At 62.4% G+C, this 15,910-nt stretch carries 14 protein-coding genes and 1 pseudogene; 13 read left to right on the top strand and 2 right to left on the bottom strand.

Translation table 11 applies throughout. The features are described 5' to 3' along the window. Positions 1 to 99: 99 nt before the first annotated feature. The 3 genes and pseudogenes from argC (at position 100) to argB (ending at position 3,231) form a co-directional block, all read left to right on the top strand. Positions 100 to 1,172, top strand: a pseudogene (argC, locus tag G7068_RS03510) (N-acetyl-gamma-glutamyl-phosphate reductase). Beyond that, entirely contained in the window at positions 1,169 to 2,323 is a 1,155-nt protein-coding gene (argJ, locus tag G7068_RS03505; protein WP_166288949.1) for a bifunctional glutamate N-acetyltransferase/amino-acid acetyltransferase ArgJ, read from the top strand. Before argC ends, argJ begins: the two are co-directional and overlap by 4 nt. A gap of 8 nt (positions 2,324 to 2,331) precedes the next feature. Further along, entirely contained in the window at positions 2,332 to 3,231 is a 900-nt protein-coding gene (gene argB / locus G7068_RS03500) for an acetylglutamate kinase (RefSeq protein WP_166288946.1), read from the top strand. A 1-nt stretch (position 3,232) separates the two neighbouring features. Here the strand turns inward: argB and G7068_RS03495 are convergent, their stop codons facing one another. Next, positions 3,233 to 3,952, bottom strand: coding sequence for an MBL fold metallo-hydrolase (locus tag G7068_RS03495; RefSeq protein WP_166288943.1), 720 nt, complete (start codon positions 3,950 to 3,952; stop codon positions 3,233 to 3,235). Between the two features lie 125 nt (positions 3,953 to 4,077). Here G7068_RS03495 and G7068_RS03490 point away from each other — a divergent pair, with 125 nt between their 5' ends. From G7068_RS03490 to G7068_RS03455, 8 genes are all read left to right on the top strand, one after another. Further along, a complete protein-coding gene (locus G7068_RS03490; RefSeq protein ID WP_166288939.1) occupies positions 4,078 to 4,617 on the top strand; it encodes a prepilin peptidase in 540 nt (179 codons plus the stop codon). A 69-nt stretch (positions 4,618 to 4,686) separates the two neighbouring features. Continuing rightward, positions 4,687 to 5,418, top strand: a complete 732-nt coding sequence (locus G7068_RS03485; RefSeq protein ID WP_166288936.1) for an HAD family hydrolase — start codon at positions 4,687 to 4,689, stop codon at positions 5,416 to 5,418. Continuing rightward, entirely contained in the window at positions 5,415 to 7,997 is a 2,583-nt protein-coding gene (locus tag G7068_RS03480; RefSeq protein WP_166288933.1) for a glycoside hydrolase family 65 protein, read from the top strand. Before G7068_RS03485 ends, G7068_RS03480 begins: the two co-directional genes overlap by 4 nt. Positions 7,998 to 8,102: 105 nt before the next feature. Continuing rightward, a complete protein-coding gene (gene fdxA, locus G7068_RS03475; RefSeq protein ID WP_166288930.1) occupies positions 8,103 to 8,423 on the top strand; it encodes a ferredoxin in 321 nt (106 codons plus the stop codon). Positions 8,424 to 8,426: 3 nt separating this feature from the next. Then, positions 8,427 to 9,530: a succinyldiaminopimelate transaminase gene (gene dapC, locus G7068_RS03470; RefSeq protein WP_166288926.1), complete on the top strand. Its 1,104-nt coding sequence runs from the start codon at positions 8,427 to 8,429 to the stop codon at positions 9,528 to 9,530. A 149-nt stretch (positions 9,531 to 9,679) separates the two neighbouring features. After that, complete coding sequence (locus G7068_RS03465) at positions 9,680 to 10,978, top strand: citrate synthase (RefSeq protein ID WP_166288922.1); 1,299 nt, start codon at positions 9,680 to 9,682, stop codon at positions 10,976 to 10,978. A gap of 23 nt (positions 10,979 to 11,001) precedes the next feature. Continuing rightward, a complete protein-coding gene (locus tag G7068_RS03460) occupies positions 11,002 to 11,766 on the top strand; it encodes an ABC transporter ATP-binding protein (protein WP_166288919.1) in 765 nt (254 codons plus the stop codon). Continuing rightward, positions 11,748 to 13,394 carry a transporter gene (locus tag G7068_RS03455; RefSeq protein ID WP_166288916.1) on the top strand — a complete coding sequence of 549 codons (1,647 nt, stop codon included), beginning with the start codon at positions 11,748 to 11,750 and terminating at the stop codon, positions 13,392 to 13,394. Before G7068_RS03460 ends, G7068_RS03455 begins: the two co-directional genes overlap by 19 nt. Positions 13,395 to 13,478: 84 nt before the next feature. On the opposite strand, the gene dapD is transcribed toward G7068_RS03455, so the two are convergent. Further along, positions 13,479 to 14,444, bottom strand: a complete 966-nt coding sequence (gene dapD / locus G7068_RS03450; protein WP_166288914.1) for a 2,3,4,5-tetrahydropyridine-2,6-dicarboxylate N-succinyltransferase — start codon at positions 14,442 to 14,444, stop codon at positions 13,479 to 13,481. A 41-nt stretch (positions 14,445 to 14,485) separates the two neighbouring features. Between dapD and dapE the strand changes: the two genes are divergently transcribed. Further along, complete coding sequence (gene dapE / locus G7068_RS03445) at positions 14,486 to 15,592, top strand: succinyl-diaminopimelate desuccinylase (RefSeq protein ID WP_166288911.1); 1,107 nt, start codon at positions 14,486 to 14,488, stop codon at positions 15,590 to 15,592. A 73-nt stretch (positions 15,593 to 15,665) separates the two neighbouring features. Beyond that, complete coding sequence (locus G7068_RS03440) at positions 15,666 to 15,836, top strand: DUF3117 domain-containing protein (protein ID WP_166288908.1); 171 nt, start codon at positions 15,666 to 15,668, stop codon at positions 15,834 to 15,836. The last annotated feature ends 74 nt before the right edge of the window (positions 15,837 to 15,910 follow it).

The following is a 15,910-nucleotide window of genomic DNA, read 5'->3' as shown; positions in this document are numbered from 1 at the left end:
TTTTTCACGTGATATCAATGATATCGGTAAGGCGGGAATAGCAACACCCCAATGAGGTGCCAGAATAGGAGGGGTTTGCTGCGGATTTGAGGAGCGTCGATGAGCTACAGCGTTGCAGTTGCGGGAGCCAGCGGGTATGCGGGTGGCGAGCTGCTGCGCCTGCTCGCACAGCACCCGGATTTTGAGATCCGCACGGTTACGGGGCACTCAAGTGCCGGGCGACCGCTGATCGAATCTCAACCCCACCTTCGATCTCTTGCGCACCTGACGCTGCAGGAGACGACACCCGCCGTGCTCGACGGTCACGATGTGGTGTTCTTTGCGCTGCCACACGGTGCCTCGGGCGAACTCACAGCGCAGCTCACAAACGTGCGCCTCGCAATTGATTGCGGGCGGATCACCGTCTCACGAGCTCAGCAGACTGGGCCGAGTTCTACGGTGGCGAACACCACGAGGCCTGGAGCTACGGTGTCCCAGAGCTCATCATCGCCGAGCGTGCCGCCGACGGAGCACCCATCTGGACCCGTCAGCGCGAGTACCTCGCGGGCGCAACAAGGATCGCGGCGCCCGGCTGCAACGCCTCGACCGTGGCGCTCTCGCTCGCCCCCGGCATTGCTGCCGACGTGATCGAAGCACAAGACATTGTGTCGGTGCTCGCGGTGGGCCCCTCCGGTGCCGGAAAGGCTGCGAAGACCCACCTGCTCGGCGCCGAGCTTATGGGAACTGCGAACCCCTACGCCGTTGGTGGCACACACCGCCACATTCCCGAGATTCGCCAGGCACTGCGCGGGGCCGGGGCCACAGGCGAACCGAGCATCAGCTTTACGCCGGTGCTGGTGCCCATGAGCCGCGGCATCCTCGCTACCTCCACAGCCCGCCTCGTACCGGGCACAACCGCCGCTCAAGTTCGGTCTGCGTGGGAGGACGCCTACACCGCCGAGCCGTTTGTGCAGGTGCTGCCCGATGGGCAGTATCCTCGCACGGCCGACACTCTCGGCGCCAATACCTGCCTCATGGGGATAACGGTTGATGAGGCGGCGGGCCGCGTTGTGGTAGTTGCCGCCCTCGATAACCTCGCCAAGGGCACAGCGGGTGCCGCGATCCAATCGGCCAACATCGCACTCGGGATCACCGAAACCACCGGACTCAGCGTGAATGGAGTAGCACCGTGACCGTAACCACCCCTCAGGGGTTCCGCTCGGCGGGAATTGCAGTCGGCCTCAAGAGCACTGGTAAGCCGGATCTCGCGCTCGTCGTCAACGACGGGCCCCAGCACGCGAGCGCAGCCGTTTTTACGAGCAACCGTGCGCAGGCGAACCCGATCCTGTGGAGCCGCAAGGTAGCGCAGGAAGGCCCGGCCCGGGCGATCATTCTGAACTCTGGCGGCGCAAACTGCTTCACGGGTGACTTCGGCTACGAAACAACACGACTGACGGCGGCGGCCGTCGCGGCGGAGCTCAACGCCGATCCCGAGCAGATCCTTGTGTGCTCGACCGGCCTGATCGGCACGGGGGACCAGGCATTCCGCGACAAGATCGTCGGCAATGTGCCCGCGCTCGCCGCCGCCCTCAGCGGCAGTGACACCACGGCGCCCGCGGCGATCCTGACCACCGATTCAGTGGAGAAGACCGCGGTGCACCGTGGCGACGGCTGGACGATCGGTGCGATGGCAAAGGGCGCAGGCATGCTTGCGCCCGGGCTCGCCACGATGCTCGTCGTGATTACCACTGACGCGCTGCTCGATGACGCAGCGCTCGACAGTGCGCTGCGCGGCGCAACCGCTACCAGCTTCGATCGTCTCGACTCAGACGGCTGCATGTCGACGAACGATCAGGTGACGCTTCTCGCGAGTGGTGCTTCCGGAGTTGCTCCCGACGAGACCGAGTTTGCGAACGCGCTCGCCGCCGTCTGCGACAGCCTCGCGGCTCAACTGCAGGCCGACGCGGAGGGCGCAAGCCACAACATCGACATCGAGGTGCTCGGGGCCGCCAGCGACTCGGACGCGATTGAGGTGGGCCGATCCGTCGCCCGCAACAACCTGTTCAAGGCGGCGATCTTCGGCAACGATCCCAACTGGGGGCGTGTGCTCGCGGCGATCGGCACAACCGAAGCAGCGTTTGATCCTTACCAGGTTGATGTCAGCTTCAACGGGGTCAGGCTCTGCCACGCGGGTGCCCCTGATCGTCCCGTTGACGAGTGCGATCTGACCCCGCGCAAGACCCACGTGCGCATTGAGCTGTTTGCGGGGGAGCACTCCGCCACGATCCGCACCAACGACCTCACGCACGACTACGTGCACGAGAACAGCGCTTACTCAAGCTAGGGACGCTCTTGACACTGACTAGAGAAATCGACCACGAGCAGGCCGCAGCAAAGGCCGGGGTGCTCATTGAATCGCTGCCGTGGCTGAAGAAATTTCGCGACGCGATCATGGTGATTAAGTTTGGCGGCAACGCCATGGTTGATCAGGACCTGTTGAAGGCCTTCGCCGAAGACGTGGTGTACCTGCGCCACACCGGCATTCGCCCCGTCATCGTGCACGGCGGTGGCCCGCAGATCAATGCTATGCTCGCGCGGCTCGGCATCGAGAGCGAGTTCAAGGGCGGCTACCGGGTGACGACCCCCGAGGCGATGGACGTTGTGCGCATGGTGCTCACCGGCAAGGTGAACCCGGAACTCGTCGACGAGATCAACGCCCACGGCCCCCTCGCCGCGGGCACGACGGGCGAAGACGCGGGCCTGTTCATTGGCAAGCGACGCCCTCCGATTGAGGTCGACGGAGAGGTTGTGGACCTCGGTCTGGTCGGTGATGTGGTTGGGGTGCGGGTTGATCCCGTGCTTGCGCTACTTGAGGCAGGCCTGATCCCGGTCGTTTCTTCGATCGCCCCCGATGTTGATCGGCCCGGCGATTCGCTGAACATTAACGCTGATGCAGCGGCGGGAGCGCTTGCTGCGGCTCTCGGCGCAGAGAAGCTGGTGATTCTGACAGACGTTGCGGGGCTCTACGCAAACTGGCCGGATCGCGACTCGCTCGTATCTTCGCTCACAGCTGATGAGCTTGAGCGAATGCTGCCGAGCCTGGAATCGGGCATGATCCCGAAGATGAGGGCGTGCCTCGACGCCGTGCGTGGCGGGGTCAATAAGGCCGCGATCATCGACGGCCGTGAACCCCACTCGGTGCTGCTCGAGATCTTTACCGAAAGCGGGATCGGCACCGAGGTTACAGCCTGATTCAAGCAGCGAATGGATCCTGTGCTTCTCGAATGAACCGATAGGCATCTTTCAAGATTGGATTACCGTGCCCAAAGCCGGCAATCTGAGCCTTTGTCTCCGCTATTTGTGCGAGTGATTGTCGAGCTGCCTCTCGATCGGTGTTGAACACACCAAGGATCACCTCACCGTTGAATTCTGCGACTGCGTCGCCGGTAAGAACCGTGTTTGCGGCAGGCAGATAGAGTGCGATGCTCCCCGGCGTGTGCCCCTGTGCTTCGATGACCCTGGCACCGCCCGCAAAATCTAGGACGTCGCCGCCGTGAACCTCACGGTCGACACGACACGGTGGACCCTGCGGAGGGTCTTCTGAATCGGCGTGGATCGTTCGTTCTGAGTCGGTAAGTTGGGGAAGCGGGCCGGGTAGGGTGCCCGAAACGAAGGGTGCGTCTGCGGCGCCAGCGATGATCTCGACGTCTCCCCAACGAGCGATCTCGGCGGCGGATCCTGCGTGGTCCTCGTGGAAGTGTGTCAGAACGATGCGTTTGACGTCTGACCGTGATCTGCCAAGTTGGCGTAGTGCTTCATCAAATAGCGGGGCGCTGCCCGCCCAGCCGGTATCTATGAGCGTGATCTCTTCTTCCTCGCGCCACAGATACGCGTTGAGTAGATGCGCTGGACCGCCGGGGATTGGCAATCGATACAGGTCGTTGGCGAGCCGGGAGAGATTCAGGTCAGGCATTTGCTCATGGTAACTTCACGGTTCGTGGGTTTGGTCGGGTTTCGCTCGTGCCGTAATCTCCGCAGACCTGGGCCAGGCTGTGGATAACTTAAACGAGAAATAGCGACGAGTGGCAGCCTTGAGGCATGATCCCTTCAGCAACATTGAACCCGCCCGTCTCGGCGCTCGCGCTCCTGTGGTTCTTTGTTCTATCCGTTGTGGTCGTGGTCACAGATGTGAGGTGGCGCAGGATCCCGAACAAAGTCATGCTGCCTGCGCTGCTGGGGCTGTGCGTTCTGTTTACCTTTCCCTGCGCTGTTGCGTTGTTTGTGCCCTCTGGCTTTTCAGCGGGCCTGCAGTTTCATGCTCTGCTTTCAGGGCTTGTGAGCGCGGCCGCGCTGTTCTGCGTCTATCTGCTGCTCGGATGCTGGTGCGGAGTTGGTGGTGGGGACGTGAAGCTGGCTTCGGCGGTCGGCCTGACCCTGGGGTTCTTTGGTGGCTGGACTGCAGCGCTGCTGGCAACTGCGCTTGCGTGGACTGCCGCGGGCGTGTGGGCTCTGGGACTGGCTGTCGCGCGGCGTGTCCAGTCGATTCGGGGTCGGTATGGCTCCCGTTCTCCGCCGAGTATTCCCTTCGCGCCGTTTTTGGTCGGAGGTGCCTGGGTCACGCTGCTCTTCGCTGTCTGATCCCAGATACTCACCTCCCGCTCAGGCGATGGAGTATCGCGCTGCCAACGGGGTGGCTAGCCTTGAGGTGTGACCAGAGACTCCTTACATCAGTTTGAGCCCGCAGCGTTCGATGCGTTTCTCTTTGACCTTGACGGGGTGATTACCCCGACGGTTGAGGTGCATCGGCGCGCTTGGCAGCAGACCTTTGACGCTCTGTTTGAACAAATGGGTCTGCCGCCTTACCGAGAGGCAGAGTACTTCGAGTCGCTCGATGGGCGTGCGAGGTTTGAGGGAGTCGCGACACTGCTTTCAGCGAGGGGCATCTCGCTTCCGGAGGGCGACACCGGTGGTGAATGGCAGGCGAGCATCCAGGGGATTGGCAATCGCAAGAACCAAGCGTTCACCGAGGTTCTTGAACGCGACGGCATCGCTGCCTACCCGGGGAGTGTGCACTTGCTCGATCAGCTGAGGGATCTTGGGAAGCCACTCGCCGTGGTGTCGAGCTCGCGTAACGCTGAACCGGTGCTGCGGGCGGCGGGGCTACGTGATCGGTTTCTCGCGGTGGTTGACGGGGTGGTGGCGGCTAGGGACCAGCTGCCAGGAAAACCCGCTCCCGATACCTTTCAACGGGCAGGGGAGCAACTCGGCGCGAAACCCGAGAACACGGTTGTGTTTGAGGATGCGATTTCTGGGGTCGAGGCGGGCCGAGCCGGTGGCTTCGGACTTGTTGTTGGAGTTGATCGCGGAGCGGGAGAGACCGCGCTTCGCCGGGCCGGAGCGCACCTTGTGGTGCAAGATCTTGAGGAGCTGACACGATGAGCGCTGAATGGCTGAGCCCTGGGCTCTCGGGTTCGGGGTCGCCGGTTCTCGGCCCCGAGGTATTGGATTCGCCAGTGAACGAACTGCATCGTGACTTTGGTGACGACCCCTGGCGATTGGTGGTGCCGGGAATCGATCCCGCTCTTGCGGGGCAGGACGAAACGATCTTTGCGCTCGGAAATGGCTATCTCGGCATGCGAGGCAACCACGAAGAGGGGCTACCTCTCGGCAGCCACGGCACATTTGTGAATGGGCTCCACGAGACCTGGCAGATCAGGCACGCCGAGATGGCCTACGGGTTTGCCGAGCAGGGCCAGACCATCGTCAACGTGCCCGACGCAAAGAGTATCCGCATCTACATCGATGATGAGCGTCTCAACCTTCAGTCCTCCGACATCCTCGACGTGCAGCGAATCCTCGACCTGAAAAACGGCACCCTCACAAGGTCGCTCCTGTGGCTTACCCCCACGGGAAAACGAGTGCGCGTGGAGTCTCGCCGGATGGTGTCGTTTGACTCACGACACATGGCGACGATCGAAATGCGCATTACCGTGCTCGACGCTGACGCAGAACTCACTGTGAGTAGCCTCATCATCAACCGGCAAGACGTCGGTCGGGTGCAGAACGAGGAGCCTACAAAACCCGGCATCGCGGACCCCCGGAAGAGCGAGGCCGCGAGCGACCGAGTGCTGGATCCGGGCCCCACCCACAGCGACGAAAATCGAAGCGTGTTGAGTTTCCGTGTGCACAATTCAAGCATGGGGCTCGGCATCGGCGTTGACCACCTCTTCGAATCGGAGGACGGTGGCGAGTGGCGGCGCCAGGTCGAATCGACGGGCGATCGTGTTCGCCATATGTTCCAGGGGATCGCCCGTCAGGGGCAGACCGTGCGGCTCGTGAAGACCCTGGCCTATCATTCCTCGGCAACGGCCGTGCTTTCAGAGCTGATTGACCGCTGCGTTCATACGCTCGACAAGGTTGCAGCCGAACCCGAAGAAGACCGTTGGGACCGTCAGCGTCATTTTCTTGACGCGTTTTGGGATCGCAGTGACGTGCGTGTTGACGCGGAACCAGGGGTGCAGCAGGCGATTCGGTGGAACCTGTTTCAGCTCGCTCAGGCCTCAGCGCGCGCAGACGGCAGGGGGATCGCGGCCAAGGGTCTCACTGGCTCAGGGTACGGCGGCCACTACTTCTGGGACTCGGAGATCTACGTGCTCCCGTTCCTCACGTACACCTCACCCTTCTGGGCGAGAAACGCCCTGAGATCACGCGAGCGTATGCTGCCGCAGGCCCGACAGCGCGCCATCACGCTGAACGAAGAGGGGGCGCTTTTCCCATGGCGCACCATTAACGGCGAGGAAGCGAGCGCCTACTACGCGGCGGGCACTGCTGCGTACCACATCAACGCAGACATCACCTATGCGCTCGCGCGCTACGTCTCTGCAACGGGAGACCTCGAGTTCATGCGATCCGACGCCGGCGATATTCCAATCGAGACCGCAAGACTCTGGTGCAGCCTTGGCTTTTGGAGAGACAACCTCGACGGCTCCCGCAGCTTCCACATTCACGGCGTCACAGGCCCCGATGAGTACACGGCGGTTGTGAACGACAACCTCTTTACCAACGTGATGGCGCGATTCAACCTGCGTTTTGCGGTTGAGGTTGTGCGCAGGCTACAGCTCGAAGAACCGGAAACCTACGCTGCAATGATCGAGCGGCTTAACTTCGATCCAGCTGAGGCCGACGAGTGGGAGCGCGCGGCCAACGCGATGTGTGTTCCGTACTCCGAAGAGGTGGGGATTCACCCGCAAGACGCCCACTTTCTTGAGCGTGAAGTGTGGGACCTTGAGGCCACGCCGCCCGAACAAAAACCGCTGCTGCTGCATTTTCATCCGCTCGTCATCTACCGTTTCCAGGTGATCAAGCAGACGGACGTCGTATTGGCGCTCCTGCTTGCGAGTGACGAGTTCAGCCGCGCCGAGAAGCGCCGAGACTTCGAGTACTACGACGCGCTGACAACGGGTGATTCGACACTCTCAGCGGTCGTGCAATCCGTTATCGCGGCAGAGGTCGGTTACCGCGAGCTCGCTTATCGCTACTTCACGCACTCGTTGCGAGTCGATCTCGATGATCTCCACCTGAACTCAGCTGACGGCGTGCATATCGCTTCCACCGGTGGCGTCTGGATGACCCTGGTACAGGGCTTCGCAGGAATGCGTGATGCTGGCAGGCGGCTTCGCTTCGATCCCCGCTTGCCCGCGCACTGGGGAGCGTTGTCGTTCAAGCTGGAGTGGCGAGGTTCGCGCGTCAGCGTCACAATCGAGCAGCAGCGCATCACTTTCGAGCTGGTGGAGGGCACTGAGCCGGTCACCGTCGAGGTGCGCGGAGAAGTTGTTGAGATTCGTCGGGGGAGCCCCCGCGAGGTGCTGCTCGACGACCAGGGACCTGATCTGGGCGCATTCCGTGGCCTCTCGGCGGGTATTCTGCCGCGCGAGGGCGACACTGGTGTCGTGCCCGAGCTGGCGTCAGAAGTACCCATCGTCACAACCTCTATCCCGATTCGTGTGCCCGAGGAATGATGTAACCGTGTCGCGCTCAAACCCTCACCCGCCTGCGCGGGTAGACTGGGTCCATTCGCTCCGCGTTTGCCGCGGGGCCCGAAACGAGACGAGAGGTGGGGCGTCGTGACCTATGTGATCGCACTTCCATGTGTGGACGTGAAGGATCGCGCGTGCGTGGATGAGTGTCCGGTGGACTGCATCTACGAGGGTGAGCGATCGCTGTACATCCACCCCGACGAATGCGTTGACTGCGGTGCCTGCGAGCCCGTCTGCCCCGTCGAAGCGATCTACTACGAAGACGACCTGCCGAGTGAGTGGTCTGACTACTACAAGGCCAACGTTGAGTTCTTTGACGAGATTGGCTCGCCAGGTGGCGCCGCCAAGGTCGGCATCTACAACTTCGACCACCCTGTCATCGCGGCCCTTCCGCCGCAGGGGGAGTAGCCCGTGCGGGAATCGCTGCCCGATTACCCGTGGGACGCGATGGAGCCGTACCTCGCTGAGGCTGCACGCCACCCGCAGGGCCCGCTAAACCTCTCCATCGGCTCTCCGGTCGACCCGACCCCCGAGAGCGTGCGTGAGGAGCTCGCCGCCGCAACCGACGCCCACGCTTACCCGGCGACCGCAGGCACCCCAAAACTGCGTGAGGCGATCGCTGAGTGGTTCCTGCGCAGGCGCGGTGTGACGGTTGCGCCCGAAGCCGTGCTCCCCACGATCGGTTCAAAAGAACTGGTGGCGCTGCTCCCATTTTTGCTCGGGATCGAGCGCGGCGAAGCCGTGGTGTTCCCGCGAATTGCCTACCCAAGCTACGCAATGGGTGCTGCGCTCGTTGGGGCCGACGCTGTTGCAGCGGATGACCCCGCTGAGTGGCCAGCCAATACGCGCCTGGTGTGGATCAACTCACCCTCGAACCCTGACGGTCGTGTGAAAGACATTGCCGCCTTGCAGGCCGCCGTCGAGCGAGCTCGAGAACTCGGAGCGGTGATCGCTGGAGACGAGTGCTACGCCGAGTTTGGGTGGGAAGCGCCCTGGGATGTCGAGCGGATCCCGTCGATCCTTGATCCGCGTGTCGTGGGCACAGACCACAGCAGCGTGCTCAGCGTGTACTCACTCAGCAAGCAGTCGAACCTCGCGGGGTACCGGGCGGCCTTCCTCGCTGGAGATCCCGAACTCGTCGAGAAACTACTCACCGTGCGAAAGCACGCGGGACTCATGCAGCCCGCCCCGGTGCAGGCAGCGATGATTGCGGCGCTGGCCGACGAAACCCATGTCTCGGATCAGCTTGCCCGGTATCGAGCACGGCGCGAGATCCTCGCCCCTGCCCTGATCGCGGCCGGTTACCGCATCGAGGGGAGCGAAGCCGGGCTCTATCTGTGGGTGACCCACGGCGTCGATGCCTGGGACAGTGTCGCTGAGTTCGCGAAATTGGGCATCGTGGTGGGCCCCGGACACTTCTACGGAGATGATTCTCCGCAGCATGTGCGTCTCGCGTTGACCGCGAGCGACGAACACGTCGCGGAGGCTGCCTCGCGCATCTCGGCGAGTCTCTGAATCGACATTTTGCTCGACGTCAAGATATTCTAGGTTGAGCACAGGTCGGAACGGCAGTGCGGCCTAGTGCTCTCTCGGGAGCCGATATGGTGTAGGAATGGCGGTGTCGCACCCGACACGTCGCCAGTTGAGACCCACAAGGAGACGACGTGACTGAATCGACTCACGGCCAGGATGCCGCGACCGCGAAGCTGACGTTTCCCGGTGGATCAGCAGAGTTCCCGATCTCGCAGGCGGTAGACGGCAACTCCGCAATTGATGTGAGCTCGCTCACTCGGCAGAGCGGTTTGACCGCACTTGACTACGGCTTTGTAAACACAGCTTCCACGCGATCCGCGGTTACATACATCGATGGCGATCAGGGCATTCTGCGCTACCGCGGCTACCCGATTGAGGAGCTCGCACAGCAGTCGACCTTCCTTGAGGTTGCCTACCTACTTATCTACGGAGAGCTGCCGACTCCCGATCAGCTCTCTGAGTTTGACAACGAGATTCGTCGTCACACTCTGCTGCACGAAGACATGCGCTACTACTTCGAGGGAGTGCCCCACACGGCGCACCCGATGGCGGTGCTCTCCGGCGGCCTGCAGACCATGTCGACCTACTACGAGAACTCGCTCGACACCGCGGTGCCCGAGTTTGTAGAGGTGAATACGATCCGCCTGCTTGCAAAGCTGCCGATTCTTGCCGCTTACGCGCACAAGAAGTCGATCGGCCAGGCGTTCCTGTACCCCGACAACAACCTCAGCTTTGTCGAGAACTTCTTGCGTCTCAACTTCGGCAACAAGGCCGAGAAGTACGTGATGAACCCCGTGCTCGTCGATGCGCTCGACAAGCTGCTGATTTTGCACGCTGACCACGAGCAGAACGCCTCTACCTCTACGGTGCGTCTCGTAGGATCAACCGGCGCCAACATGTTCTCGTCCGTTTCGGCCGGCATCAACGCGCTCTCGGGTCCGCTTCACGGCGGCGCGAACGAGGCCGTGCTCGACATGCTCGCGCAGATCCGCGACTCCGGTCAGAGTGTGGAGACCTTCGTTGAGAAGGTGAAGCGCAAGGAAGACGGCGTGAAGCTTATGGGCTTCGGGCACCGGGTCTACAAGAACTACGATCCGCGTGCGCGTATCGTCAAGGACAGCGCCGCCAAGGTGCTGCAGGAGCTCGGTGTCAACGACCCGCTGCTCGGCCTTGCGCAAGAGCTCGAGCAGATCGCCCTCGAAGATGACTACTTCAAGGAGCGCAGGCTCTACCCGAACGTTGACTTCTACACGGGTGTCATCTACAAGGCCATGGGCTTCCCGACGCGTATGTTCACCGTGCTGTTTGCGATCGGCCGCCTACCCGGCTGGATCGCGCAGTGGCGCGAGGCGCGCGAGGATCCGCAGACCAAGATCGGTCGCCCGCAGCAGCTCTACATTGGCAGCCCAGAGCGCCACATTAACCGCTAGGACGCAGCAGGGTGAATGACGGGATGGTAGCCACTGCGCCCGCGTTAGAGTTTCGTGGTCTCGTCAAACGATTCGGTGAAAAGATAGCTGTTGACGGCATCTCGCTGGCTATTCCGACGGGTTCGTGTTTCGGCATCGTTGGCCCAAATGGCGCTGGCAAAACCACCACGCTCTCGATGGCCACAGGACTATTGCGGCCGGATGCTGGTCAAGCGCTGATCGCTGGGAACGATGTCTGGCAGAGGCCCACCGAAGCGAAGGAGCTCGTCGGTGTGCTCGCGGACGGTGTGAAGCTGTTTGATCGGCTGACGGGCGAACAGCTCATCACCTACAACGGTCTGCTAGCCGGTCTCAGCGCCGAGGTTGCGGCTCAACGCTGTGCTGACTTGCTTACGATGCTCGACCTTACGGGAGCCGGTGGCACTCTCGTCGTTGATTACTCAGCGGGCATGACCAAAAAAGTTGCTCTGGCGTGCGCGCTTGTGCACGCGCCTCGACTGCTCGTTCTTGATGAACCGTTTGAATCGGTCGATCCGGTCTCGGCGGCAAATATCCGCGACATCTTGGACGGGTTTGTGCGCGGTGGTGGCACCGTGGTCGTGTCGAGCCACTCGATGGATCTCGTGCAGCGAATGTGCGACCACGTTGCTGTTGTGGCGGAAGGTCGAGTGCTCGCAGCGGGAACGGTCGACGAGGTGCGCGGCACGTCCACTCTCGAAGATCGATTCGTCGAGCTTGTCGGTGGTCGCCAACATTTGCAGGGGCCGGCGTGGCTGAATCATTCCTGACGACCGCCGGAGCGCTCGCACCTGAGTCTCAAAGCCAGGCACGAACCGGCGCGCTCGCGCGCATTCGTGTGCTTGTTGCTCTTCGATTCGTGGTGATGTGGAACACGCTGAGACGGCATCCGTGGCAGCTCGTTGGGGCGATCCTCGGAGCACTCTACGGTCTCGGCATTCTGACGAGCGCGGTGTTTGGGCTCATCGGGCTCACGTTGGTGCCAGTCGAGGTCGCCCGAACCGTGTTGGTACTGGTTGGTGTAGCCATTGTGCTCGGCTGGATAGTGGGTCCGATCGTTTTTTCGGGGATGGACCGCACTCTCGACCCTGCAAGGTTGGTGGCCATACCCATCACCCCCGGCGTGCAACTTGCTGGTGTTGCCGCAGCGAGCCTGTTCGGAATTCCCGGTATTGTCACCCTTTTGGTGTCTGCCATGACGGCGGTCGCGTGGTTCCGCTCGCCGGCGGCGGCGCTCACAGCTGTTTTGTTAGCTCCGGTAGCAGCCATCACGTGTGTGCTCGGATGCCAGATGGTGGTCACCGCCCTGTCTCGCGCGACGGCAAGCCGCAGGTTCCGCGAGGTGATTGGCGGCCTGCTGATTTTACTGCTCATGATGCTCGGTCCGATCTTGCTGTCGATCGGGGATGGCATAGCGCGCATCGCCGATCGTCTCCCCGCGATCGCAGAGGTGTTCTCGTGGACTCCGCTTGGTGCGGTGTGGGCGGTACCCGCTGAAGTCGCTTCGGCCAACTGGCTTCCGGCCGCTGCGAAGTTTGTGATCGCTATCGCCACAGTGCTTGTCCTGGGAATCGCTTGGCGGGCGCTCTTCCTCGCAAGCCTTGGCACTGTTGGCTCTGGATCTCGCGCTACCGCGCGCTCCGGGACGGGCTGGTTCGGAAAGTTTCCCGATACGCCTCGCGGTGCAATAGCGGCGCGCGCGTTTACCTACTGGCTTCGAGACCCCCGATACCTGCAGAGCCTCATGGTCGTGTTTGTGATGCCAGTCGTGCTTGGGTTCGTCTCCGGTCCAACCGGTGCCGCGATCCTGCTCCCGGGGTCAACCATCGCGGTCGCTGTTTTGCTCTCGCTCAGCACCTTTACCGACATCTCCTATGACGGCACAGCATTCAGTACGCACGTGTTGCGTGGGGTACGTGGGATTGATGACCGGCTTGGGCGAATCTGGGCGAACGCGATCGTCGCGGTTCCGCTGATTCTGATTGTTGCGGTGGTGACCACGGCGATTGTCGATCGGTTTGACCAGTTGCCAACCCTGCTCGGGCTTACTGCCGCAGTAACACTCGGCGGTTTTGGTGTCGCGAGTGTCTGTTCGGCACTGTTTGTGATGCCCGTGCCACAGTCGGGAGAGAACCCGTTTACGTCAAAACCGGGAGCGGGCATGTTGAGCATGCTCGGAATGGCGGGGTCGTACGGTTCCCTCACTCTGCTTTCCCTTCCGGCCATTGGCTTCGCAATCGCGGCAGGAATCACAGAAGAACCTTGGCTCGCTTGGACAACGCTCGCGGTTGGACTCGTCGGGGGAGCCGTGGTGTTTGTGATCGGGATTCGCTGGGGTGCAGCAATCTTTGACCGTAGGGCGCCAGATCTGTATGCCCGAGTGGTTGCTCAGGGGTAGCGGCGCATCAGAGGCAGCGAACGAGGAGGCCTCGCTGCCGGGGTGCCAGCTCCGTCGATGAACGGGCACCCCTACGGGGTGCTGCTAGGCGTGCAGGGCCGCGTTCAGCACGATGCCCGAGCCCGCGCGGGGGATGGCCTCGACCGCGCCAGTGCGCGAGTTGCGGCGGAAGAGCAGATTCGGCAGGCCCGACAGATCCACGGCCTTCACCTCGACCGGCTCGCCGTCCGAGCCAGCGTCTCCGACCGTGCCCTTGGGCAGCAGCACCTTGGTGCCTGCGGTCACGTACAGGCCCGCCTCAACAACGCTGTCGTTACCGATCGAGATGCCGATCCCGGAGTTTGCACCCAGCAGCGCGCGCTCACCGATCGTGATGCGCTGCGAGCCGCCGCCAGAGAGCGTACCCATGATGGATGCGCCGCCGCCAATGTCTGAACCGTCGCCGACGACGACACCCTGCGAGATGCGGCCCTCAACCATGGACGCGCCGAGTGTGCCCGCGTTGAAGTTTACGAAGCCCTCGTGCATGACCGTCGTACCGGGAGCCAGGTGAGCGCCGAGGCGCACACGTGAGCTGTCAGCGATGCGCACCCCGCGCGGTACAACGTAGTCGGTGAGGCGAGGAAACTTATCGAGGCCAACCGCTGTGATCCCGGCGCGCTTCAACTCGGGGAGTCGGGCTGCGTAATCTTCGGGCAGCATTGGGCCTGACGTCGTCCACGCGATATTGGGCAGCAACCCAAAGATGCCGTCAAGATTGATGGTGTTGGGTTCAACAAGGCAGTGCGACAGCAGGTGCAGGCGCAAGTAGGCGTCTTCGGTGCTGGCCGGGGCCTTGTTCAGATCGATCTCGATGTTCACGAAGCGCAGCTCGACCCCGCGTCGCTCGTCTGTGCCGGTCAGTTTGGCGAGTTCCGCTGGTGCGATCCACGGGTCCCGATCGTCAGGGCGCCTGCCCAGCAGGGGGGAGGGGAACCAGGCATCGAGTGTGGTGCCCTGGGTAGTGACGGTGGCGAGCCCTGCAGACCAGGCGAAGCGTGAATCAGTCATGGGAACCATCGTATCTGTGCCAAGCCTCTAGGCTTGCTTGTGTGACTTCTTTAGCGACGCAGCCCCTAGATCCTTCAGTTGGCCCGGTTGAGCTCACCCGGCAGCTGTGCAACATTCCATCGGTTTCAGGCGACGAGCGCGCCATTGCCGACGCGGTTGAGGCAATGCTGCGCGACCACGCGCCCCACCTGAGCGTGACGCGCGACGGCGACACGATCATCGCGCGGACGGAACTCGGCCGCGTCCGCCGGGTGGCGATCGCCGGACACCTCGACACGGTGCCGATCAACGAAAACCTGCCCGTGCGCGACACCGTTGATCCTGAAACAGGAGAGGCGATGATCTGGGGGCGCGGCACCGTCGACATGAAGGCCGGCGTTGCGGTGCAGCTGGTACTCGCGGCCGAGCTGACCGACCCCGCGGTGGATCTCACCTGGGTTTGGTACGACCACGAAGAGGTGTCCGCCGACCTGAGCGGTCTGGGGCGCGCGATGCGCAACCATCCGGCGCTGTTTGAAGCAGACTTCGCGATTCTGGGCGAGCCATCCAATGGCACGATCGAGGGCGGCTGCAACGGCACCCTGCGCGCACGCGTCACCATGCGGGGCAAACGAGCCCACACCGCTCGCAGCTGGATGGGGGTCAACGCGATCCACCGCGCGGGAGCGCTGCTTGAAAAACTTGCTGCCCACGAACCCGAGCGGGTAGTGGTCGATGGCCTGGAGTACCGCGAGGGATTGAATGCCGTAGGCATCGAGGGTGGTGTCGCGGGCAACGTGGTTCCGGATCACTGCAGCTTCTTGGTGAACTACCGCTTTGCCCCGAGTCGCAGCATCGACGAAGCCGCCGCCGTGGTGAAGGAGTTCTTTGCTGACGCCGACGAGGTTGAGATCGTTGATCAGGCGTCGGGGGCGCGGCCGGGGCTTGACGCACCGCTCGCTCAGCGCTTTGTTGAGGCCGTCGGAACCGTGCCGACCGCAAAGCTCGGTTGGACCGACGTGGCGCGGTTCTCAGCTCTCGGAATCCCCGCCGTGAACTTCGGCCCGGGTAACCCGTTGTTGGCGCACGCTGACGACGAGCGCGTCGCAATTTCACAGATCGAAGAGGGTGCAGAGGCTCTCAAATCGTGGCTAAACGGTGCCATATGACGCAACGCGATTTCGCCGAATCTGAAAGCTATCAGATAATAGAAGAGATTGACCAAACTTGCGAGGAGGCGCCATGGCTGCAATGAAACCGAGGACTGGGGATGGACCCATGGAAGCGGTGCGTGAAAGCCGGGTGATCGTCGTGCGTGTGCCGCTTGAGGGCGGCGGACGCCTGGTGGTATCTGTGAACGATCAAGAGGCTGGGGAACTGCGCGACGTGCTCGCGTCAGTGCTCGACAAGTAGTCGACTCCTGATTTACGACAAGTAAGGGCCCTGCAGAAGCAGGGCCCTTACTTGTGTGTTGTGGTGGTTGGTTT

Origin of the sequence: Leucobacter viscericola, assembly GCF_011299575.1 — a bacterium.
Lineage (GTDB): Bacteria > Actinomycetota > Actinomycetes > Actinomycetales > Microbacteriaceae > Leucobacter > Leucobacter viscericola.
The sequence above is the reverse complement of the archived record's forward strand: the minus strand, read 5'-3'. Positions and strand labels throughout refer to the sequence as shown.